13 protein-coding genes are annotated in these 24,585 nt (G+C 48.0%); 9 read left to right on the top strand and 4 right to left on the bottom strand.

What is annotated here, in order from left to right:
* Positions 1–76: 76 nt before the first annotated feature.
* Positions 77–1,276, top strand: a complete 1,200-nt coding sequence (locus J3369_RS20525; RefSeq protein WP_349590497.1) for an aldose epimerase family protein — start codon at positions 77–79, stop codon at positions 1,274–1,276.
* A gap of 6 nt (positions 1,277–1,282) precedes the next feature.
* Positions 1,283–3,211 carry an RICIN domain-containing protein gene (locus tag J3369_RS20520; protein WP_349590494.1) on the top strand — a complete coding sequence of 643 codons (1,929 nt, stop codon included), beginning with the start codon at positions 1,283–1,285 and terminating at the stop codon, positions 3,209–3,211.
* A 150-nt stretch (positions 3,212–3,361) separates the two neighbouring features.
* Here J3369_RS20520 and J3369_RS20515 read toward each other — a convergent pair whose 3' ends face one another.
* Positions 3,362–4,900 carry an alpha-N-arabinofuranosidase gene (locus tag J3369_RS20515; RefSeq protein WP_349590491.1) on the bottom strand — a complete coding sequence of 513 codons (1,539 nt, stop codon included), beginning with the start codon at positions 4,898–4,900 and terminating at the stop codon, positions 3,362–3,364.
* A gap of 1 nt (position 4,901) precedes the next feature.
* Positions 4,902–5,867 (bottom strand): glycoside hydrolase family 43 protein, encoded by a 966-nt coding sequence (locus J3369_RS20510; RefSeq protein ID WP_349590488.1) that lies wholly within the window; start codon positions 5,865–5,867, stop codon positions 4,902–4,904.
* 325 nt (positions 5,868–6,192) lie between these two features.
* Here J3369_RS20510 and J3369_RS20505 point away from each other — a divergent pair, with 325 nt between their 5' ends.
* From J3369_RS20505 to J3369_RS20475, 7 genes are all read left to right on the top strand, one after another.
* On the top strand, positions 6,193–9,627 hold the full coding sequence (locus J3369_RS20505) for a LamG-like jellyroll fold domain-containing protein (RefSeq protein ID WP_349590485.1): 3,435 nt from the start codon (positions 6,193–6,195) through the stop codon (positions 9,625–9,627).
* Positions 9,628–9,718: 91 nt separating this feature from the next.
* Positions 9,719–12,640, top strand: coding sequence for a TonB-dependent receptor (locus tag J3369_RS20500; protein WP_349590482.1), 2,922 nt, complete (start codon positions 9,719–9,721; stop codon positions 12,638–12,640).
* A gap of 581 nt (positions 12,641–13,221) precedes the next feature.
* Positions 13,222–16,020 carry a TonB-dependent receptor gene (locus J3369_RS20495; RefSeq protein WP_349590479.1) on the top strand — a complete coding sequence of 933 codons (2,799 nt, stop codon included), beginning with the start codon at positions 13,222–13,224 and terminating at the stop codon, positions 16,018–16,020.
* A gap of 273 nt (positions 16,021–16,293) precedes the next feature.
* Entirely contained in the window at positions 16,294–17,712 is a 1,419-nt protein-coding gene (locus tag J3369_RS20490) for an MFS transporter (protein WP_349590477.1), read from the top strand.
* On the top strand, positions 17,712–18,653 hold the full coding sequence (locus tag J3369_RS20485; RefSeq protein ID WP_349591100.1) for a glycoside hydrolase family 43 protein: 942 nt from the start codon (positions 17,712–17,714) through the stop codon (positions 18,651–18,653). Before J3369_RS20490 ends, J3369_RS20485 begins: the two co-directional genes overlap by 1 nt.
* Positions 18,654–18,662: 9 nt before the next feature.
* Positions 18,663–21,122 carry a beta-L-arabinofuranosidase domain-containing protein gene (locus J3369_RS20480; protein WP_349590474.1) on the top strand — a complete coding sequence of 820 codons (2,460 nt, stop codon included), beginning with the start codon at positions 18,663–18,665 and terminating at the stop codon, positions 21,120–21,122.
* Positions 21,123–21,192: 70 nt separating this feature from the next.
* Positions 21,193–21,630 (top strand): FKBP-type peptidyl-prolyl cis-trans isomerase, encoded by a 438-nt coding sequence (locus J3369_RS20475; RefSeq protein ID WP_349590471.1) that lies wholly within the window; start codon positions 21,193–21,195, stop codon positions 21,628–21,630.
* 119 nt (positions 21,631–21,749) lie between these two features.
* Here the strand turns inward: J3369_RS20475 and J3369_RS20470 are convergent, their stop codons facing one another.
* Positions 21,750–23,204: a family 43 glycosylhydrolase gene (locus J3369_RS20470; RefSeq protein WP_349590468.1), complete on the bottom strand. Its 1,455-nt coding sequence runs from the start codon at positions 23,202–23,204 to the stop codon at positions 21,750–21,752.
* A gap of 136 nt (positions 23,205–23,340) precedes the next feature.
* Positions 23,341–24,528, bottom strand: coding sequence for a pectate lyase (locus J3369_RS20465; protein ID WP_349590465.1), 1,188 nt, complete (start codon positions 24,526–24,528; stop codon positions 23,341–23,343).
* Positions 24,529–24,585: the final 57 nt, after the last annotated feature.

Here is a 24,585-nt window from a genome sequence, read left to right as displayed (position 1 = left end):
GATTCAGAATCACCCCTTGCTTTCCCTATCTTATTTGTAATATAAAAGTATAAAATTAGTTAGGGAACTGTGTGTCATGTCTGTATCCGAATATCAACATCAAACTATTTCTTCTTTTTTTCAGGGCAGTTTTAAAACCAGCGTGAAAGTGGCCGTGTTGCTCATGACCAGTCTGGTGCTCAGCCCTTCACAGGCACAGGAAGTCGACAACGTGAACAATCTACCTTCTGCTACCACAACCTGGTACGGTACGATGCCAGACAGCACGCCGGTTTATAAGGTCACCTTAAAGAACAGCAACGGCGTTGAAGCTGACGTCATCAGTTACGGCGGTACCATTACCCGTTTAGTCACACCAGATAACAGCGGCCAGTCCGGCAATATTGTGCTGGGCTTCGATACACTCGAAGACTACTTATCTGCTGGTTATTACTTCGGTGCCATTATCGGCCGTTACGGAAACCGTATTGCTGATGGAAAATTTACTCTGAATGGCACGGAATATCAGCTGGCAACCAACGATGGTGATAACCATCTGCATGGCGGCGTACAGGGTTTTGACAAGAAGGTGTGGCAGATGGCTCCCTTTGCCACAGCAAACAGTGCCGGGGTTGTACTGACGCTTATCAGCCCGGATGGCGATCAGGGTTACCCCGGGAAATTAAATACGCAGGTGACTTACACTCTGACCAACAGCAATACGCTGGATATGGCGTTCACTGCGACCACAGATAAGCCCACCATTGTGAACCTTACTCAGCATTCTTATTTTAATTTGCAGGGTAAAGGCGACATTCTCGATCACCAACTGCAAATTAACGGCGACCGGTACACGCCGGTTGACGGCGGTCTGATCCCCACCGGTGAAGTTGCATCTGTAAAGGGAACGCCGTTTGATTTCACACAGCCGAAAGCGATTGGAAAAGACATTAACGTTAAAGACAAGCAGCTGGCTCTTGGTCAGGGCTTCGATCATAACTTTGTGATTAAGGACGCGCCGGGCGATGAGTTAATCGAAGCAGCAAATGTTTATGAGCCGCAAACAGGTCGTACGTTAAAAGTCTACACCGTGGAACCTGCAGTGCAGTTTTATTCAGGTAACTTCCTTGATGGCAGCACTCAGCAGGAAGGTATGACCCATACACTGCGTTCCGGTTTCTGTCTTGAGCCTCAGCATAATCCTGATTCACCCAATCAACCTGACTTTGCCAGCACTGTACTCAATCCGGGTGAAGTGTACTCCACACGCATTGTTTATGAGTTTGGTACGAAGTAGAAGGGAATGAGTGACTCAATGAAATCTATGAAGTTAAGAACGCTGGCGGCGTCATTGCTGGTGGCTTTCGGTATGACTGCATGCTCATCGACGCCGGCTACGCCGACCGGTGAAACTGCAGATAACAGTGATATTCGAAAAAGTGGTACGTTCACAAATCCGCTTTTCCCAAATGGTGCGGATCCGTGGTTGGAATACTGGGATGGTAATTACTACCTTACTACCACAACCTGGACGTCTGAATTAGTAATGCGCAAGTCACCGACACTTGCTGGTCTTGCCGATGCAAAGCCGGTGAATGTGTGGTCGGCTACCGAGTCTGAGCGCTGCTGTAACTTTTGGGCTTTTGAGTTTCACCGTCTCAAAGGACCAGACGGCTATCGCTGGTACATGATGTACACGGCAGGCAGAGACGGTACGCTGGACTTTCAGCATTTGAACGTGCTGGAAAGTGCCGGCGATGATCCGATGGGACCATACCAGTATAAAGGCGCGCTGATGCCCGATGTGTGGAATATCGACGGCAATTACCTTGAATACAAAGGGAAATTGTATGTGATTTATTCGCAATGGCGCGGTGATCAGCAAATGAACATCATTGCTGAAATGGAAAACCCGTGGACGCTCAAGGCTGACCAGCCTCACACAGTGCTTACCCGGCCTGAACTGGACTGGGAAATCAGCGGACGCAAGGTAACTGAAGGCGCTGAAATTCTGCAGCACGATGGTCGTACATTTATGACTTACTCTGCCAGCTTCTGTAATACCCCGGATTACAAACTGGGTATGCTTGAGCTGGTTGGTGATGATCCGATGGATGCCGCAGCATGGAAGAAATTTGATGATCCGGTATTTGTGCGGACAGATAAGGTATTCGGTCCCGGCCACAATGGCTTTTTCACCTCTCCGGATGGCGGGGAAGACTGGCTGGTTTATCACGGTAATGATTCCGTGGAGCATGGTTGCTCAGCAACCCGCTCTTTGCGGGCGCAAAAATTTGAGTGGCAACAGGACGGATTACCTGATTTCGGTGAACCGTTAACCCCGGGAGTCGTTGTGCCTCCTCCTTCCGGAGAAAACGGTCCGTTAGTAACAAGAGTACAGGGACAGCGCTATCAGTTAGTGAATGCAACGAGCGATTTATGTCTGGATATTTCTTCTGATCCGCAAGACAACCGTGCGGTGCAGCGTCAGTGTGCAGCAACTAACGGACAGTGGATCCTGGATGCCACTTCAGATGGCTTTGTGCGCCTTGCCAACCGTGAAGACAGTAAATTTCTTGAAGTGGCGAATTGCAGTACCAGTGAGAATGCCCGGGTGCAATCGGCTGCGTGGCGAAATAACTTCTGCCAGGAGTTTAAAGTAGAGAGCGGTATCGACGGCAATGTAACTTTGAAGAACCGCTACTCTGGTAAGCCTCTTGCCGTGGCTGGATGTTCTGCTTCAGAAAATCAGGCGGTACTTCAACAAAATGAAGACAGTGCCTGTTCACAATGGCAGCTCCGGCCCACCGGTGACGTGGTGATCCTGAGCGAGCAAAGCGGTAAAGCGTTGTCTGTTCGCAATGATGCGCTGTCGGATGGTGCGAATGTAGAGCAGCGGGGCTTCAATAAAACACCTGCGCAATTCTGGCAGTTTGTGCCCACAGATACCGGTTACGTTAGTTTAAAAACGGCAGGTAACGATGCGCTGTGCATTGGTACAGATGACAATGCCGTCGTTCCCGGTGCGAATTTGTCTATGGTGAGTTGCGGTGAGCCCACAGCACAGTGGCGTATCAGCCCTGCAGATGCCGGTGGTGTGATGTTATTCAACCGCTACACCAAACAAGCCATGGGTGTAAGTGATTGCGGGTTAGCTGACGGAACTAATATAGCCCAGCAACCTGATTTAGGCACAAAGTGCCAGGTGTTTCATTTGCGGGAGCCGCAATAACGCCTTAGACGCATTGTCGCAGGTTTTTTGGTGAAGAAAGGTATCCGGTTGTAGGGCGGTGCCTTCTCTTTTTTTATGACCGTACAGGAGCAAAAAAAACGGGCTGGTGAATACACACCAGCCCGTTTTTATTTGGTTTATACTGTCTAATCAGTTTAACGTCAGTACAACCACAGATTTCGCCGGAAGCACCAACTTATCAGCACTCGCTTTAAAGGGCTTTGGCTCTAAGTTATGTTGATCGTCAAAAGTGTTTTTTGCGGTAATGTTACCGGCGGTGAGAATACTGCCGGATAAGGTTTTGTTTACCTTGCCATCAAAGTTCAGGTCAATGTCGGCATCTTCTGTCGGGTCCATATTAACTAAGGCCAGATACATATGGCCATCCGTGCCCATTGCCAGTGAACCTGTCACAGCCGGTAAATCTTCCCCGTTCATTGAATAGCGCGATGTATCCAGTTTGAAAGGAATGGATGTGGCGTCCTGGAATACCGTGTACATACCATAAACATGATAGGTAGGCGTTTTCACCATATTTGCGCCATCCGTTAGGATCATCGCTTGTAATACATTCACCATCTGCGCGATATTCGTCATATGAACACGTCTGGCGTATTCGTGGAACAGGTTCAGATTTACTGCGGTTACCACAGCATCACGAAGGGTATTTTGCTGATATAGGAAACCGGGCTCCCGTCCTTCTTCTGCGTCGTACCATGTACCCCATTCATCCACATAAAAGCCCAGCTTACCGTCAGGATCATTCTTATCCATGATGTCGATATTATTCTTCAGGTAAGTTTCCATTCGATAAGTGCGCTCCATGGTTTTGAACCACATGGCGTTATCGAACTCTGTAGCATGCCCTTTTTTCTGCCAGTCACTGGTGGGAAGGGTGTAGAAGTGGTAACTGATACCATCCATATTACGGTCTATGTTTGCACTCAGAACGTCTGTCCATTCCGTATTATCTGTGTCGCCACCGCTACCCACCAGAAGAGGCCTCTTGCCCTTAGGGGTTTTGATAAACGTGGCGTACTGACGATACAGGTTTACATAGTAATCAGGGTCCATGTGACCACCACAACCCCATGATTCATTGCCAATGCCGAAGTATTTAATGTCCCAGGGTTCTTCGCGTCCGTTAGCGCGTCGCTCATTGGCCAGGGTAGAGTTTTTATCAGACGTCATGTATTCAACCCATTCCGCCATTTCCTGCACGGTACCACTACCCAGATTTCCGTTAATGTAGACATCTGCACCAATGAGCTCTGCTAAATCGAAGAATTCGTGAGTACCCACAGCATTGGTTTCTTCAACGCCACCCCAGTGCGTGTTAACTTTTACCGGGCGTTCATCTTTGGGGCCAATCCCTTCGCGCCAATGGTATTCATCGGCGAAACAGCCACCCGGCCAGCGGATCAGCGGTACTTTGATGTCTTTCAGGGCCCCGACAACATCATTCCGGAACCCTTTTGTGTTCGGGATTTCCGAGTCTTCACCGACCCATAATCCTTCATAAATACCGTGGCCGAGATGCTCGGCAAACTGGCCGTAAATATCCTTATTAATGACAGCACCACGGTCTTGCAGGTTCGCGCTGATTGTTACTTCATGATTGGCAGCAAATGCGTTGCCCGCCAATATCGACGCAGTTAACAGTGAAATTTTCAGTAGTTTACGTTGCATATTAATCTTCCCTGGCTGGTTGAGTAACACCTTCTGTTGTCATAATGACCCGCTGCAGCGAGCCGTCTTTATTGTAGTGAAGCGGCTCTACGGCAACTGAGCGGCGAAACCGGCCTCCACTTGGCTTATCGCCTTTTGGTGGCAGAGCACCGGTGTGATAAATGAAGTAATCCCGGCCCTTAAATTCGATAATAGACTGGTGATTCGTCTCGGTATTGCCCGCCACTTCATTCAAAATGCCCTTATACTCCCACGGGCCGTGAATACTTTTACTCATCGCATAGCAAATCTTTTCCGGAAACTCGCAAGCGTAGGAAAAGTAGTAGTTATCGCCTTTTTTATGAACCCAGGAAGCTTCTGTATAATTGGGGACATCGATAACTTTTATCTCGCCATCCAGTTCCAGCAAGTTGTCTGATAATTTGACGTATTTCGGTACCAGATTTCCGAAGAACATGTAGGTATCACCGTTTTCTTCAACATAAACTGCCGGGTCAATGTCATCCCAGTCATTCGGGGTCTGTCTGGTCATATCATCTGTGACAAGGGCATGGCCAATGGCGTCTTTAAAAGGACCTGTCGGAGAGTCTGATACCGCTACCCCAATGGCAAAGCCGGGTTTGTCGTCTTTGTGACGGACGGTGGTGAAAAAGTAAAATTTGCCATCCTTTTCAATCATATGTGACGCCCAGGCATCGCCTTTCGCCCAGCTGAAATCAGTGGCTTTCATAATGGGACCATGTGACTTCCAGTTCACCATATCGGTGGAAGAAAACGCCAGCCAGTCGTGCATTTCGAAAAAGACATCGTTGTTGGGCGCCTCATCGTGGCCGGTGTAAAGGTATACCGTACCATCATGCACCATGGCCGCCGGATCGGCAGTGAACACATCGGTAATGATCGGATTCTGTGCGAATACTTGTCCACTAAGAAGCAGAGCCGCAGACGATAACAATACGCTTTTCATGTAAATTCCTTGTTGTGACCTGAATTCACCATACCAAATTTTTAACAATATCGGGCGTGGCGATTATTTACGTATAACATGTTGATATTAATTCGATATTTTTTATTTTTCCTCAAAGCTGACCGTTCGGAACAGCTATTGGTTATTAGGATAGATGTAAAAAAACTGTTTAATAGTATTGTAATATTAATGTAGACGATGTAAAAATTTTAAAAATACTATTGTATTACTTTATTGCGATGTTGGTCACTTTACTTTGCCATTCGTCGTATGACAACGCTCTTCATCGTAAAGGGCACAATAATAATCTTGAGGGAAAACGAGAATGAAACCTAGATCGGCGCTCATCGTGAGCAGCATCCTCTGTGTCACAGGGTGTGGCGGTTCAGGGGAAGACAGCACTCCCCCCGAAACCATCACGGTTGTTGAAAACCAGACGCTGGCCAATCCTGCGGCTGCTATTACCGATAGCAGTGCATATATGGATATTGGCGTACATGACCCGTCTGTTGTGAAGGCTGATGGTACTTACTACATATTCGGTTCACATCTGGCGGCCGCGAAAACAACAGATCTTCAGACGTGGGAATATATCTCGTCATTAAGCGCCAATAATATGGTGGATGAATCTCCGTTATTTAACACTTATTCCACGGAGTTTGCGGAAGGTATCGCGTGGACCGATGATTTTACCGGCAGTTGGGCATCTGATGTTATACAAGCCCCTGATGGTAAGTTCTGGTTTTATTATAATCACTGTGCACAGGATAATCCTGACACACCCGAGCGTGACGAAGTTTGCTGGCACCGCTCATATCTGGGTCTGGCAACATCCGACTCTGTAGAGGGTCCTTACGTTGATAAAGGTGTTTTCCTCAGATCGGGCTATCATGATGAAGCCGAACTGGCCGCCTACCCCGTAGACGGCGTGGAAACCTATAATCCGGCTGTACATCCCAATGCAATAGACCCTGCAGCGTTTTACGATAAAGACGGTAATCTGTGGATGGTATACGGCTCTTACTCCGGCGGTATTTTTGTACTGACGATGGATGAGCAAACAGGTATGCCGGAAGCCGGGCAAGGTTACGGTAAACACCTTGTGGGCGGCAACTACAACGCCATTGAAGGTGCGTTTGTCATCTACAGCCCTGACAGCGATTATTACTATTTGTTCTGGTCAAACGCCGGATTTGCAGCCGGTGACGGCTATAACATCCGTGTTGCCCGCTCAAGAACACCGGACGGCCCTTACCTGGATGCGGCAGGTAATGACATGACAGGCGCAACCGTAGCAAACAATTACGGTAACAAACTCCTTGGTAGTCATCTGTGGTCATCGGCCTTCGGGGAAACCTCAAGTCAGTACGGTTACAACGCGCCGGGCCATAATTCAGCCTTATATGATGAGGAGCTGAATAAATATTTGCTGTTCACCCATACCCGTTTTCCTGATGAAGAAGGTCGCTACGACAATCCGGAAGCGCATGCCGTGCGGGTGCATGAGATGTGGATTAACAACGATGGCTGGTTAGTCGTTTCGCCACATCGCTACGCGCCGGTTGACGGAGAGAATGTCACTGATGCAGAGGATGTTGCAGGAGATTACCGTCTTATTCTGCAAAGCAACGACAGCAATGGCGACGAACACGAATCTGTTTACGTTACCTTAAATTCGCAGGGGCGCAGTATTCAGGGGCAGCTGACAGGTACATATAAACTATACAGTGACGACCCGTCGCGGATCCGCCTTACCCTCGATGATGACACGGTTTATGAAGGTGTCGCCAAATGGCAGTGGAACGTGGAAGACGCCCGTTTTGAAGTTGTCATCTCTGCATTAAGCGGTGCCGGTGAGAGTTTACTGGCAGCGAAACTGCCTGAGCAGTCTGTTGCTGACGTGGTTGATGACATCAGCAACGCCATTGATGTTGCATTTGCTAATCCGGCAAACCCTGATGCCATGCTGGAGGTGAAAAACGACCTGTCTTTGCAAAGCACTGGTGCACGGGGAGCTGTTATCTCCTGGGAGTCCAGCCACCCGCAATTTATATCTGCTTCAGGTGCAGTAACCCGGCCTAACGTGGATGAGGGCGATCAGGTCGTTACGCTCACAGCCAACGTTGACATAAACGGACAAGCGCTCTCTGTAACAAAAGACGTCAAAGTGATTGCCCGTTCTACGTACAACCGCACAGCATGGTACTCCTTCGAGGACAGCCTGGATGACTCACTGATGAATTATGACGATGCGCAGTCTGTTACGGACGTCAATTCGTTCACCAGTGCCAGTGCTGTATTCTCGGATGGTGCAAAGGGTCGTGCCGTTAACCTGGATGGTTCTTACGGCATATTATTGCCAGACAACCTCATTGACAGTTATCAGTACACCGTCTCTTTCTGGCTGAATACCGCACAAACGCAGTTCTTTAGCCCTGCATTTTTCGCGGCAAATCAAACCGATCGCTGGATCAGCTTCCTGCCTGTCAGCTGGAATGCAGAGCTTATGGTCTGGGCTAACTACGTGGATGATGAAGGGGCTGTCAGCTGGTTTGACGGACTCACAGGCGTTGCTTTCCCGCTCAATGAGTGGCATCACGTGGCATTCTCGGTAGAGCAGGGTTTCGTCAGCATTTTCTATGATGGCGCACTGGTGGGAACAGCGTCGTCTGTCAGGGATATTTTTACTGTACGACCTGAAGGCGCAATCATCTCCCTTGGTCTTAACTTCTGGGATGTACCGCTGAATGCTCAGTATGATGAATTGAAAATTTATGATGAAGCTTTGTCTGCAGCTGAAATTTCAGCGCTGGATGTTGAGCAGTTACCAGCAGAAGCACTGGTGAATATTGCTCAGGCAGATTTGGAGCTTGGCAACCTGGACTTCGTTATTACCGATATTGCATTACCGCATACCGGGCCGTTTGCTTCGGCGTTGAATTGGGAATCAAGTAACACTGCGGTTATCGATCCTGCTACCGGAAAAGTCACCCGTCCGGCCCGTGGTGAAGCGGATGCAGAAGTGACCCTGACTGCCACAATATCTCTGGCGGGCCAGTCGGTGTCAAAGTCTTTTGTTGCCAATGTCATTTCAAACACCCCGCCTGAAGCCATTGCACGCTTTAGTTTCGAGGAGAACCTCGAAGACGCGCAAGGTAACTTTGCTGCCGGCGAAGAAGCCACTAAAACTGCTGACACGCCCCTTATTGTCCCTGCTGATACGTCGCTGACTTATCAGGCCGGTGTAGCCGGTATGGCAGCGGAGTTCAAAGGAGATCAGGGACCGGGCGTCAAGTTACCAGATGGCCTTATTTCAGATTACAGCTATGCAGTATCAATGTGGCTGAACCCTGCCTCGTTGAACCAGTTTACGACCACTTTCTTTGGCTATGCCGCGTCTAACAGCTGGATCAGTTTGGTCCCGTTTGGTCCGGGCTCCGGTGACACCATGGTGTGGTCAGGCGAGCAATGGTTTGACGGCACTTTAAATGCGCAAATTCCTACCGGTAGCTGGACGCATATCGTTTTTGTAGTCAATGAAGGCACCTTCTACGGATACATCAACGGTGAACTGGTCAGCACGTTGGAAAACTTCCCTGATGTATTTACAGCATCCGGAGCAAATTCGGGCTTCTCGCTGGCTACGAATCTCTTCCCCTGGGATGCAAACTTTTCGGGCTTGATGGACGAGCTGGTGATCTACGACGACCCGCTGTCTGCTGACGATGTACAGGCGCTGTTTGCAGAAGGCAGCAACTAAGAAACGGGTGAGGCCGGGAGGATGTCTCCCGGTCAAAGGACAACAAAATAAGACCCGAGAAATAGGGTCACAGAGAATCCGGGAGAAAACCATGTTTAAACCCACTATATTAAGCACGGCCGTGGCTGCGTCTTTAATGACGCTCACCCACGCAGCCATTGCACAACAAAATGAACAAACAGAAAACAGTGAAGAGGATATTGTAGAAGTCATTCAGGTCTCCGGTATTCGCGGATCACTGGCAAAAAGTCTGGATATTAAGCGGGAAAAAATTGAAGTCGTCGATTCTATCGTTGCCGAAGATATCGGCAAGTTTCCTGACAACAACGTGATAGAGGCCTTACAGCGTGTGCCCGGTGTTCAGGTAACTAACCGTGACCGGGGTGAAGTCGGGACGTTGTCAATTCGCGGTTTAACCGATATCACTACCACCGTGAACGGGCGGCAAATGTACATCTCCACCGGCCGTTTTTATACCATGGCTGATACGCCGGCATCGCTGATTAACCGGGTTGATGTGTACAAAGCACGCTCGGCTGACAAAGTGCCAAGCGGTATTGCCGGTCAGGTTGATGTAATTACCAACCGTCCCTTCAATTTCGAAGGAAGTAAGTTCGCCTTTGCCGGCCGCGGAATATACTCTGATCAGGAAGGCACCGTTGATCCTAACCTGAGTGTGATGCTCAGCAATAACTGGGATACAGATTACGGTAAGTTCGGTGCGCTGGTGAATATAGCTTATGCACGCACGAACTGGCGAGACCAGGGGATTACCGCCGGTGCTGTGTTTCCGTATTTTACTGCAAGTCCGGAAGGTGAGGGGCTTGACCGGTTTGGGAATAGTGGCGAGTTCCCTGCCTACGAGCGGATCAATTCGGCCTATTGGGAGCCGGGCCTGGAAAACGGCTTACCGTTTGCCACTGGTTCTACCCTGAATACTAACGGCTATGAAAATGACTATATCTTGTCCAGAGATGCTATTTTTGCGTCCGATCTATCCGGTAAGCGGGAACGGCCTGCGCTGAATTTATCATTTCAGTGGGCACCGGATGATTACTCCAGTTACGTGTTTGAGGTGTTTTACAACGGCTACCGTGAACGGGTAAGAAACAGTCTGTTTTTTGCCTACCCCGACTCTGCTTACAACATAGACTTCAATGACGATATTGTATTTTATGAAGGTACAAACATCGTGAAAGAGCGCACTGTCTATGATGGCGATCCCCGCTATGGTGTATGGGAGACCGATTTCAACAGTACAGACGTTGATGAGCGCCAGACAGACACCCTGATGTTTGCTTTAGGTGGCGAATGGTCTCTTACTGACGACCTTACTTTATCGGCAGAGATTGTGTCGCAAAAGAGTGTGTTCACTTCCGACTTCTTCGCGATTCGCCTGCTGCACGATTACTATGCAATGACTGCCGACTTTAATACCGGAGAAGGCATTGCAGGCTTAACGTTCCATGATAATCCTGCGACCGGCGATGTTGACGAATCCGATTTGTACGACCCGCGTTTATATTCGATGGGACCGGCATGGGACAACGGCTCCCGTGATGAAGGTACGTCAAATGCGTTATATCTCGATGCAAACTGGCTGACAGATTTTGCCGGCGTCATGGAGGTTGATTTTGGCTTGCTGTACGAAAAACGGGAATTAAGTAACGAAAGTCGCACAGCGAATGTGGTCGTGAATCAATACGATATTCCGATGACAGATATGCCGGATGAATTCCTCGACAGAACTGAAAATTTCTTTGATGGCCGGGCAGAATTTCCTGATGGCTGGCTAATCGGAAATGTCGACTACATGGTTGATAACCTTGATTACTTCAGACAACTTTACGGATTTACTGACGAAAGCGGCCAGCCGGTGGATGATTACCTTACCGGCGGCGCGTCGCTTATCTTACGACCTACATTTGAAGCTGACGAAACCACATTAGATTTATACGTACAGGCAAAGTATGAATACGATGTGCCCGGCGGCTTTCTGGATGGTGCAGTCGGTGTGCGCTATACCGATGCCAGCACACCTTACAGCTTTGTACGCGTAGACACGGTTAACCAGATTGTGGAGCAGGACAGCGGCGAAAACGAAAGCCGTGAAGTGCTTCCCACGTTCCTTGCCCGCTATAATTTTTGGGATGACTACATGCTGCGTTTCTCTTACACAGAAACCATGCGTCGTCCGGACTTCGGTTCACTTAACCCTTATACCACGTACACCAAAGGCGTGACGTCTGTCGGAACGGGAACGGCTTCATCAGGCAACCCGGCACTTGCGCCGGTAATCTCAACAAACCTGGACATCTCGCTGGAATACTACTTCGGCGAGGGTAACGCAATTTATGCCACCTGGTTTAAACGGGATATCGATGGCCTTGTGGTAAATTCCCGCTCTGAAGTGTATTACGACTATCCGGATGACACTGACGAAATTGGTGAAGACATTGGTGAGTTGCTACATATTCTTACCCAACCGGCTAACTCAGCGAACGGTAGTTTAGAGGGTATTGAACTTGGTCTGGTCTATTTCCCCGATGATCTGCCTGCATGGCTTCAGGGGGCCGGCGTACAGGCTAGCTACACAACATTAGATTCGTCTCAGGATTTGCCGATTTTCGATCCTGAAGATCCGACTAACCCGGACCCTGTCGGCTACGAAACAGTAGAAATGTTTGGCGTCTCTGATGAATCATTGAGTGTTGTTCTGGCTTATGAAAGGGAAAAATTCAGTACCCGTTTGTCTTACGTATGGCGCGATGCCTTCCGGTACGACAACGAAGCTGCCATCTTTGCAAACCCGTTGGCGCGGTATCGTGCTCCGGAACAAAGCTTAGATTTCCAACTTTCGTACAATGTGAACGACAATCTGGTGCTGACGTTTGATGCCACCAACCTTACTGACGAAGTTTTTCAGGCATATTATCAGTATCCTGATATTTATAACTTCTCAAGCGGGATCTACAGCCGCACTTATGCGCTGGGTGTGAGGTATCAACTGTAACACCGGATTTAATTCACGTTTTATTTCAGCCCGGCCAGACCGGGCTTTTTTTATTGTGTAACTTTATTACGGTTTTAGTGCGGTGAGCTTGTTTTCCTGTGCATTTTGTGGAGACCATAATATGGACACATGCCCTTAAAAGAACGCGTTTCAGCAAATTAATATACTATTGTAGTATTTATTTGTGGTTTTAATGCAGAAATACGCTAAAGGCCTGGACTTGAGAGCCGCTTAATTTTTGAAACTAAGCTACAAGTCAAGCTTTATATTTTACGATTTCTTGAGAAAGATCATCTCTATCCGGCTGAATTAAAGCAAAAATTCTTCATAATCCAACCAAAATACCGACCGGGAAAATGCATTGACCCTGTCTTTATCTGCTTGTTTATAATTCGTTAAATTAATCCTGTTGACAGGAAATATATCATACAATATTATCAAAGCAGGGTAACAAATCTTTAACAGGGAAAATGGTCTCGCAGAACTGCTACCCGACGTGCTGATTGCCTCAGCAATGTACCTGTTTTTTTTCGGGTATTGCAGACCATTTTAGCGACATCTCAACCGGAGTACTTATCTAAATGTTTAACCGAACACACCTTGCCAGTGCTGTTTTATTTGCACTGTCATGCAATGCTGCAATTGCGCAGACAGCACCGTCCGATACATCAAATGACGCTGGTAACCAATCTGATGACATTGAAGTAATTGAAGTGTCGGGTGTTCGGGCCAGTTTAAGTAAAGCGATTAATATTAAAAGAAATAATGTTCAAATCGTCGATGCCATTGTAGCTGAAGATATTGGTAAGTTTCCGGATAACAACGTAGTTGAAGCATTACAGCGTGTAACGGGTGTTCAGGTTACCGACCGTGGTGCCGGTGAAGTTAATACGGTTACGATACGTGGCCTGAACGATGTCACAACGACTGTAAATGGCCGGAACGTCTTTACAGCTTCAGGCAGGATGGTTGCTCTTGCTGATATTCCGGCCGCTTTACTACGCAATGTCAGTGTTTATAAAACACGTTCAGCATCACAAATCGGTAGCGGTATTGCCGGCCAGATTGATGTAGAAACACAAAGACCGTTTAATTTTGATGATAAAACATTTGTATTTGCCGGACGCGCTGTTCATCAGGAGCAAGCCGATAAAACTGACCCGCAAATCAGCATGCTGGCATCTGATCGCTGGGACCTGGGTGACAATGGCGAGTTTGGTGCGTTGTTAAACGTAGCCTACACCCGTACTAATTTCAGGGATCAAAGCATTACAGCCGGCGCCATGGTGCCTTTTACATCCTCTTCACCTACTGGTGCGATGTTAGGCGGCGCTGAGTATGGTCCGCTCCAACGTATTTTTCCGGCGGAATGTTCACCGGAATGCTGGTCTCCCGGACTGGATGCCGGTCTGTCTTTTGCGCCCGGCTCAACACTGAATCTGAACGGTACTGACGCTGAATATTATTTGAGCAGAGATGCAATATTTGCTTCGGATTTTACCGGAAAGCGTGAACGTCCGGCCGTTAATCTCTCCCTGCAATGGGCGCCTGACAGTGATTCCACCTACACGTTTGAAGCGTTTTATAACGGTTATGAACAGGAATCCTTTAACTCGCTATTTTTCCAGTTTGTAGACTGGTGGGGTAACGTAGATCCGAATGATCCTGTTACACTCATCGATGGCACGAACATCGTCCAATCCAGATATGTGAATGATGCGTTTAACTTTACTTCTGGCGATGTGTCGAAAGCGAAGACAGATACTTATCTGTTCGCTTTGGGCGGGGATTGGCAAGTTACTGACTTTCTTAGCCTTAAATCCGAGATCTACTATCAGAAATCCGAGTATACAACGGAATTCTTTGCGCTTCGTGGAACAACTGTGCAGCCCCGCGTCTTCATGAATGTGAATGACGGCAGCGGCATCCCTTCACTTGAATACCCTGAAACAGACCCTGCAGATGCATCTCTTTATTCTGTAGGTGAGGCTTATGACAATGCATCGGCTTCAGAGGGTGATGCGATTACCTGGACAGTAGACGGTGAATATTTCCTTGAGAATGACATATTCACGAAAGTGAGTTTCGGAAGCTTTATAGATCGCAGGACTGCTAAAGAAGGGGCTTATGATTATGTGGGGTCTGCTGTAGGCGGTTTGCTCACTGATTATGATGAGAACCTGCAATACACAAACAGTAACTTCTTTGATGGCAATGCCAACTTTCCTTCATCATGGGTTGCTGCAAATGGTTATTATGCATTCAATAACCGTGAGCAATACCGTGAATTAGCCGGACTGCCGGCAAACCCCGAAATTTTCTATAACTTCGACATTGAGGAAACAACCATTTCTCTTTACGGGCAGGTGGATTTCAATACTGAAGTTGCCGGACGTGTTTTAGACGGGCAATTTGGTCTCCGTTATGAAATGAACGATGCAGACATGACCTTCTTTACTGAAGATACCAGTCTTCCTCCTCAGAGCTTCGCAGAGCGAAGTGATAATACACTCTTGCCCAGCTTAGTACTGCGTTATGAGCTGGCTGAGGATTTGATGTTACGCGCAGCGTACACCGAAACAATACGCCGGCCGGAAATGTCGCAGCTTAATTCTTATGTCAGATACTTCCCGGATGTTACTGACATTGGTTACGGTACAGCGACAGGTGGTAACCCGAATCTTAAGCCTGTCGAATCTACTAATATCGACTTTTCACTTGAGTGGTATTTTGCTCCGGAAAGCTCTCTGTATGCGACATACTTCACACGTGACATCGAAGGTTTTGTTTACGATTCTGTCGTTGCTCAGGACTATCAGGGACCAACAGATGATGAACCTTACACCTATATCGTCAGCCTGCCGGATAATACGTCAAATGGTAAACTGGATGGTTGGGAATTCGGCGCAATATACTTCCCTGATTATTTGCCGGGACTGTTAGACGGTCTGGGTGTTCAGGCGAGCTATACCTTGCTTGATTCCAGCCAGGATATTCCCATTTTTGATCGTGAAACCGGTGAGCTTAACGGGTACAGCAACCAACCAATCTTTGGCGTATCGGACAGTTCATATTCAGGTGTGCTTGTTTACGACAATAATGAGTTAAGCATGAGACTGTCATACGTATGGCGCGATGACTTCCTGAATAATTACGAAGCCCGTTTGTTTGCCAACCCTCTGGGAGTGTATCGCAAACCTGAACGTTCCATGGATTTTCAGCTGACATATAACGTTACAGAGAACCTGACGCTGACGTTTGATGCGACGAATTTAACCGAAGAGATTTATCAGAGTTACTACCAGTATCCTGATACACACAATTTCGGAAGTTCTCTGTACAGTCGTACATTCGCTCTTGGTGCACGCTTTAAGATCTAGTGCTGCTTTCCCGGTTTAATGAAGCGGCCGTAAAGGTCGCTTTTTCATCACCAGGGATTCAGGTATCCGCTACAGAATGTAATTGAACTGTTAATCCACAAAGGTTAACTGTATCTTCAGGAAGGGATGAATTGAGACTCAATCATCCCTTCTTTTTATCACTATCCCTTTTTAAATCAGCTGAATCTATATCGAATAAAGGTTGTAGTTTAATTGGTATGATAATAGTATATTTGTTGCGTTAACATTTGGTTTGCAAACCGGAAACCCCCAATGACTTCTCAGAAATTATCAAAACTTGAAAAAATCGGTTTCGGTGCCGGAGACATGGCCGTGAATGTGGTCATTTCCTCCATGATGCTCATCATCACCTTTTTCTACACCGATATTTATGGCTTAAAGCCTTCAGATATGGCGCTGATGTTCCTGCTCGTGCGCTTTCTCGATGCTGTCAGTGACCCGCTCATGGGCACCATTACCGATAAATACACCAGCCGGTGGGGCCGTTATCGCCCTTACTTTTTGTTCCTGTCCGTCCCTTTCGGAATATCCGTTTTTCTTACCTTCAGTACGCCGGATGTAGACTACAACGCCAAGCTTGTGTGGGCGTATTCAACCTATATCTTCGTCACCTTGATGTTTACTGCTGTCACCATCCCGTATATCTCATTAATTGGTGTAATGACGGCGGATCCGAAGGAAAAACTGTCAGCCAATGGCTACCGGTTGTTCTTTGCGAAAATAGCGGCGTTCATGGTCACGATTATTGTACCGAAGCTGGCTGGTGCGGACTATTGGGACGGTAACCTTGCAGAGGGCTATCGTGTTGCCATGGGGCTCATGGCGGTTCTTGCTGTGTTTATGTTTCTATTCTGCTTTTTCACCACTAACGAACGTCTCGAACACCGGGTAGACGAAAAGCCCTTTAAAGAACAGTTCGGGTTGCTGATGAAGAACGATCAGTGGCTCATCCTTTGTGGCGTGTGTGTATTAGGCACTATCGGGTATGTTGTGCGCGGGTCGGTTGCTATTTTCTACGCCAAATACTATCTGGGCGGTGGCGCGGATATGCAGGCGAACTTCATGGCTACGGGTGTGGTAGCGGCTATCCTCGCGATGGTGGCTTCAACCTGGATCACCAAGCGTTATTGTAAAGTAAAACTGTTCCGCTTCAGCCAGATGGCGGTGGGTGTACTCAGTGCCATTATGTTCTTTACCGTCGGTCAGGGCGATGTACTGGCTGCGTTCATTCTTTATTTCTCAATTTCATTTGTGGTAGATCTCCACGCACCTATTTTCTGGTCAGCTATCGCAGAGGCCGTGGATTACGGACAAAGCAAGTCCGGAAAGCGTGTCGCAGGCTTATCTTTCGGTGGTATTTCGTTTTGTCAGAAAGCCGGAATGGGTTTCGCCGGCGCCATGGTCGGCTGGTTGTTAGCGTATTTCGATTATGCACCTGAACAAGTGCAAAGTGACTTCACGCTAACCGGTCTCGCACTGATGCTAACGGTAATCCCGGGCGTCTTTCATTTTCTCGTGGGCTGGTTGATGAACCGCTACCGCATTACTGATGCTGAATATCAGCGCCTGGCCGCAACTCTTGATGCAGAAGTGAAAGCGCCGGGAGAAAGTCATACCGCGGAAGAAACCACGTTATCCAGTCAAAACATGACCAGAGGAGTACAGTCATGATGAATTCCAACACGCCGCTCATTCCTCAGCGTGCAGACCCTTTTATCTATAAGCACACCGACGGCTATTATTACTTCACCGCATCAGTGCCTTCTTATGAAGGTATTGAGCTTCGTCGCGCTAAGACGCTGGATGAGCTTGCCACTGCAGAAACGCGCATGGTGTGGACAAAGCCGGATACTGGTCCTTATTCTGATTTAATCTGGGCACCGGAAATTCATTTCAACGATGGCGCCTGGTATGTTTATTTTGCCGCAGCACCGAGCCGTGAAATCAAAGAAGATCTCTTTCAGCACCGTATGTATGCAATCACGTGCGCAGATGCCAACGCGGTAGAAGGCGAGTGGACATTCTGCGGACAAATCGATACCGGTATCGACACGTTTTGTTTAGATGCGACGACGTTTTATCACAACGATCAGTTGTATTACCTCTGGGCACAAAAAGGACCGGGAATTAAAGGTAATTCGAACCTCTACATTGCTCCCATGTCTTCTCCAACCACTATCAGTGGCGAGCCCGTCATGCTGACTAAACCTGAGCTGGACTGGGAAATCAGAGGGTTTTGGGTAAACGAAGGGCCTGCTGTGTTGAAGAAGAATGGCAAAATTTTTGTGACTTATTCTGCCAGCGCTACCGATGAAAACTATTGTATGGGTTTGATTTACGCAGACGAGAACGCCGATCTGATGAATCCGGACAGCTGGACAAAGTTGCAGGAGCCGGTATTCCGGACCGATGAATCCGTGACCATGTTCGGGCCCGGCCACAACAGTTTTACCCGGTCTGAAGACGGTGACGATGTGTTGGTTTATCACTGCCGGCAGTACACGGAAATCGAAGGCGACCCGCTATGGAATCCGGATCGTCATACCTTTGTTAAGCTCGTCAAATGGGATGATAACGGCATGCCTGATTTTGGTAAACCAGGTCAGCCGTAAAGTGACACTATGGCAAAAACAACTCCTGTCTTTTGGCGCACCTTGCTGTGCGCCGCAATTTCTGCAGCCCTGCTGAGCGGTTGTGGTAAGCCGTCACAGACAACGTCTGCGCAAAAAGAAGCGACTGAAACGGCGTCGGCCACCGTCATTCATGAGGTTAGCAAGCAGCAGCTCGACTTCCCGTTAGCGCAGGTTCAGGTGACTGACGGGCCATTCCTCCATGCCCAGCAAACTAATGTTAAATACATCATGGCAATGGACCCTGACCGGCTGTTGGCACCGTACCTGAAAGAAGCTGGCTTAAAGCCAAAAGCTGAGAATTATGGTAACTGGGAAAATACCGGGCTGGATGGTCACATTGGCGGGCACTACCTGTCTGCGCTGAGTCTGGCGTGGGCAGCAACCGGCTCGTCTCAGATTAAAGATCGCCTTGATTATATGTTAAGTGAGCTGGCCCGGGCGCAGAAAGCCACAGGTGGTTACTTAGGCGGAATACCAGATGGCAAAGCCATGTGGGATGAAATCCGCAACGGTGAGATTAAAGCTGACCTCTTTAGCCTGAATGACCGCTGGGTGCCTCTGTACAACATTGATAAAATTTTTCATGGCTTGCGCGATGCTTATCAGATTGGCGGCAGTGAGCAAGCCAAACGTATGTTGCTGGCGTCAGGCGAATGGATGTTGTCTGTGACAGACTCGTTATCTGATGAACAGATCCAACAAATGTTGTATTCAGAACACGGCGGACTGAACGAAGTGTTCGGCGATATGGCGCTGATAAGCCGGGATCCGCGCTACTTAAAATTAGCTAAACAGTTTTCACACCAACGTATCCTTACTCCGCTTGAGCAGAAGACCGATCAACTGACGGGTCTGCACGCCAATACGCAAATCCCCAAAGTGATTGGGTTTTTGAAGGTGGCCGAAGTCTCTGACAATAAAGCATGGGAAGATGCCGCTGATTTCTTCTGGGCAACGGTTTCAAAAGAGCGCAGCGTCACAATTGGTGGCAACAGTGTTCGTGAGCACTTTCACGATAAAGCAGATTTCACTCCTATGGTCGAAGACGTTGAGGGGCCTGAAACCTGTAACACTTACAACATGATGAAGCTAAGTAAAATGCTGTATTTGCGTACGGGTGAAGCCCGGTATCTGGCATTTTATGAACGCGCGATGTACAACCATATTCTGTCTTCACAGCATCCTGATCATGGCGGGTTAGTGTATTTCACGCCTATGCGCCCGGGTCATTACCGGATGTATTCATCCGTCCAGGATTCTATGTGGTGTTGTGTGGGCTCCGGTATCGAAAATCACAGCAAGTATGGCGAGTTAGCCTATACCCATAAAGACGACGCTTTGTGGATTAACTTATTCCTGCCTTCACAACTGAACTGGCAGGAACAAGGCTGGACCATCACTCAACAAACGCAGTTTCCGGATGACAACAACGTTACCGTGACGCTGAATGCCGGCAGTGATGCAAAGCCCTTCACCTTAAACATACGCAAGCCCGGTTGGTTAACAGACAACATGGCGGTAAAAGTGAATGGCGAAGCCGTTGATGTGGCTGAGAATGAAGGGTTTATTACCCTCACCGGACCCTGGAAAGATGGAGATGTCATCAGCTTTTCACTACCGGCGAAACCTTACGTTGAACAGTTGCCGGACGGACAGGATTATTATTCAATCTTGTATGGTCCTGTTGTTTTAGCCACGAAGGTGCAGGCGTTTGCCAACGAGAAGCTTAATTTTGTCGCTGACGACAGCCGCATGGGGCATATCGCGTCTGGCCAGGTATGTCCTCCTGAGGCGCTACCGGTCATGCTGGGAGATCCCGATACGTTTTTGGCGGGTTTGAAACGTGTGCAGGATGCACCGTTGTCATTCGTTGCCTCAGAAAATATCGCTATTGCTAATAAACCCGATGTAGACAGTGTCACCCTGATTCCGTTTTTCCGTTTGCATGACAGTCGCTACGAAGTGTATATGCCTCAGTTGAGTGAGGCGGGTTTCTCCGCCTTCGTGGAAAATGCTAAAGCACAGGCTGCTGAGAAAGAAGCGCTAAGGGAAATAACGGTTGATACTATCAACCCCGGAGAACAGCAGCCGGAGGTTGAGCACAACTTCCGCGGTGAGCAAACCCGTGCTGGCGTAAACAATGGTAATCACTGGCGGGATGCCACAGCCTGGTTTAGCTATGAACTAAAAAATCCGGAAAAGAGAGCGAAGACCTTAAGGCTGACTTACTTCAAAGGGGATCAGAACAGGCGTTTTCGCATTTTGATCAACGGTGAGACGCTGGCAACAGTCGATTTACCTGTGCATGCTTCAGAGGAAGATTTGTATCAGGTTGACTATCCATTGCCCGTGTCTTTACAAAACGCAGAAGTACTCACCCTGAAATTTGAAGCTGAGCAAGACTCAGTAGCCGGTGGCCTTTACGGTATCCGTTTAATTTCAGAGTGATTTACACTACGCTACAGCGCCGTACCTGAATATATCAGGTGCGGCGTTTTTTATTTTACAGACAGAAGCTATGGCAAAACATAAGCAAAAGAAACAATCAAAGGGCTCGGCAGGGCAAAACAGGAATCTGACAGCAGCATTCCTTGAGCGTTATGCAGCCAGAGATGACGTTATTAAAACGGGGTCAAGATTAATGTACCGCGTTATCGACGACACAAACGAGGCATGCCCTGATCTGACCCACGTGGTAAAGGTGCATCAGCGCATTCTGCTGGCGGACGGCAGTGTCGTGGATGATACATACAAGAAAGGGCCACCTGAGAATTTCCACCTTTCTGAAGCCATTGAAGGATTGAAAGAAGCGTTTCAGCTTTTGCCGAAAGGGGCACGGTACGAGTTTGTGATCCCCCCTGAACTGGCGTGGGGAAAGAAAGGGAACAGCGGAAAAATTGGCCCTAATGCTGTGATGATCGTCGATGTGCGTTTAATTGATTTTGATACAGAGTAAGGCGACTAAGCTCAGAGCATTAAATAATTAGAAAGGGCGCACCGGCAGTTGCGTAACGCCGGTGAGCCCCACTCGAAAAGTGAAAACGTAACGATAACGTCTCCAGATATTGAAGATGGTCAATCTACGTAATTAATTAACCATAGCTGGCCATCACCGCCCCAATACTCCCACTGAACGACATCAGCGCCAGCATTGACATCCATATTGAATACGTCCAGTGCTAAATCGCTCCAGTAACTCTTAATCGCAAATCGGCCATTACCGGCATACTCAAGAAGCCATCGTTGTCCTTCGCCGCCCCAAAGCGGCCACTGAGATATCTGGCCACCGTTCTGCATACTCCAATTATAAACATCGACAGATTGAAGGCTGTTGGCGTTGATTATTGTGTAATAACCACCCCCGATATGGGTAAGTTCCCATTGCTGATTCGTTCCTCCCCAATAGTCCCAGAGAATGATGTTATCACCGTTTGCAGTGCCAGCATTTTCCACCTCCAGAGCTTTACCGCTTAACACGGACGTAATGGTAACCCTGCCATCTGAAAGGTGCGTATCACCGCCTAAACTAAAGTCTCTTCGAAATTGTGGCCATCCATCACTGCCAGTCTCCCATTTCAATAGATCTAACCTTGCAGGCCAGCCAGATGCGGTGGTGCCGTCGTAATAATGAATGGTGACGAAATCCTGGGCGCCATGGCGTAAATAACCGAAATGCCCTGGCCCGATATAGTTTCCGCTTGTCGACAATACATTTGTTCCACCATAAGACCACATATCAGTACCGGTTTTGTCTAAGAAGGGGCCGGTTGGCGATGTAGAGCGTCCCATAACGATATAGTAATTACTGTCGCTACCAGCACAACAATCCCCTAGATTAGCAAAAAGGTAGTAGTAGCCATGTAAATATTGTACCTGCGCTGCTTCAAACTCATTCCAGTCGCCGTTATTACCAACTGCGTCGTAGCGTTGACTATCGAATAGCAACCCGCTATCCGGGTCGATTTGACGAATAAATAACCCTGCATAATGAGAACCGTATATCATCCAGACTTTCCCTTGGGTATCCCGGTACAAACCAGCGTCTATCGTGTTGACGGGTTGTCCCTGCGCAGAAAGAGGCTCATCCTGCGTTGATACTACCATTCCCAAATCCTGCCAATTGGGATTGTTTAGGGAATCAGTAACCATCACGCCAATCGCAGATTGCATGCCTTGCGTCGCTGAAAAGGCAGAATAATAGAGATAATATTTCCCCTTCATTTTAATGACATCCGGTGCCCAGAAATTGCCATCAAATCCGGTTACCTTGTTATCTATCCAACTGGGGTAACCTCCAGGTGCGATAGGTGAACTGCCCCGCTGCCAGTTAACCATATCGGTTGAATAGAGAGCATTTAAAGGTAGTGTGGCATTTCCAGCACCAGTACCGAAGGTCCAGTATGTGTTCCCGTCTCGCATGATGGTTGATGGGTCGTGTATGTCCGTCGTGCCGTTAAGTTCGATGGCAACCAGTGATGAACTGAAAAGGCAAAGCGTAGTAATTATTTGACGTAGAAATATTGAGTACATATGTTGCTCCATTACAGTAGTGCGAGCATGTTTGTCGTGCAATTTGCCAGCTCAGGAATACGTATGCCCGTTATTTTGTTCTAACGAGGCTTTTCTCTCTTGAGCTAGCGCGAAGTTAAAAGTCTATCTGTATCGACTAAAAACCACTCACATCAGACGGCGAAACATCGCAGTAAGCAGAGTTCCAAAACTCCCCCCATTTCGGGGATGACTCTCCACTTTGCACTCCCCAATACTCCTCACAAACTGGCGGATTGCCCTGTGAATAATTCTCTATAAATAGGTTTCTGATTGTCGCTTTATCGCCAAAATTACTATTTACACCTGCAACAGAACCAATGCTGCCGTGAATGAATACATCATAAATATACACGTTGCGCGGGCCGCCGTTGTTCGAGCAATTTCCACAGGATCGGTAGAGTTTTCCGTTTTGGCCGTAAGCGCTGAATCCGCCGGCAATGAAGGTGGTACTGTTTTTAGAGTTGTGTTGGAAGATTTTATCCGGGCTACCGCCGTAGCCACTGTTGCTATTGGATGCAGAGCCTCCGGCGATAGTCATCGTCCCGCCTTCAGATTTGTTGCTAGCAGCATCCTCACAAATATCCTCCCACACAACATCGGCTAACGTACAGTTGCCACTTGTGCAGTGAATACCGTCTGAGCCACCGTTCGCAGCGAGTCGTACATTCCGGATTGAAGCGTTCTGAAGTGTGAGTACGGCCGGCTGAGTTTCGCTATCACTGGCGCAGCTCAGACCAATGGTCTTGCCGCCGCAATTGACAAACCGGTTCGACAATGTTGCCCCTGCATAGCACTCACTTGAGCTGCCAACTTTCTGGAATGTCCAGAGTTGTCCGTCGCCTCCCCAATATCCATATAATCTGGCGTCCGCTCCTGCGTACATATTCATTTCAAAAACGTCAACTGCACGATTGTTGAATTTTGAAATGATAGAGAAATAATTGTTGCCCCGTTCTTCTATCCACCAGCGCTGGTTATCTGCACCTGTATAGTCGAACTGCCTTATATCGGCACCATCGTTACTGTTCCATTCCCATACATCTAGTGACTTCCCACTATGTACAGCACGGATTGAATACGTTCCGTCACCTAAGTCGGCTACATCGAACTGTTGATTATCGTAGCCTAAAGTCAACCAAGTCATCACATTTGCACCGTTGGATGTGCTCATATCTTCCACATCAAGGGCGTTTCCGTTCAATTTTGAAACGATAACGTAGCGACCTGGGGATAGGGCAGCCTGGCTTACTGCGCAGTACAATATGGCAATGAATCCCAAAAGGATTTGTTTTTTAACCGTCATAGTAATCTTCCAAGTTAAGAGTAAAAAGTATTTGTGTGCACCTGCAGCTATACGATT

Source organism: Alteromonas sp. NFXS44 (assembly GCF_040148705.1).
Taxonomy (GTDB): Bacteria; Pseudomonadota; Gammaproteobacteria; order Enterobacterales; family Alteromonadaceae; genus Alteromonas.
This window is presented reverse-complemented; position numbering and strand designations above follow the sequence as displayed.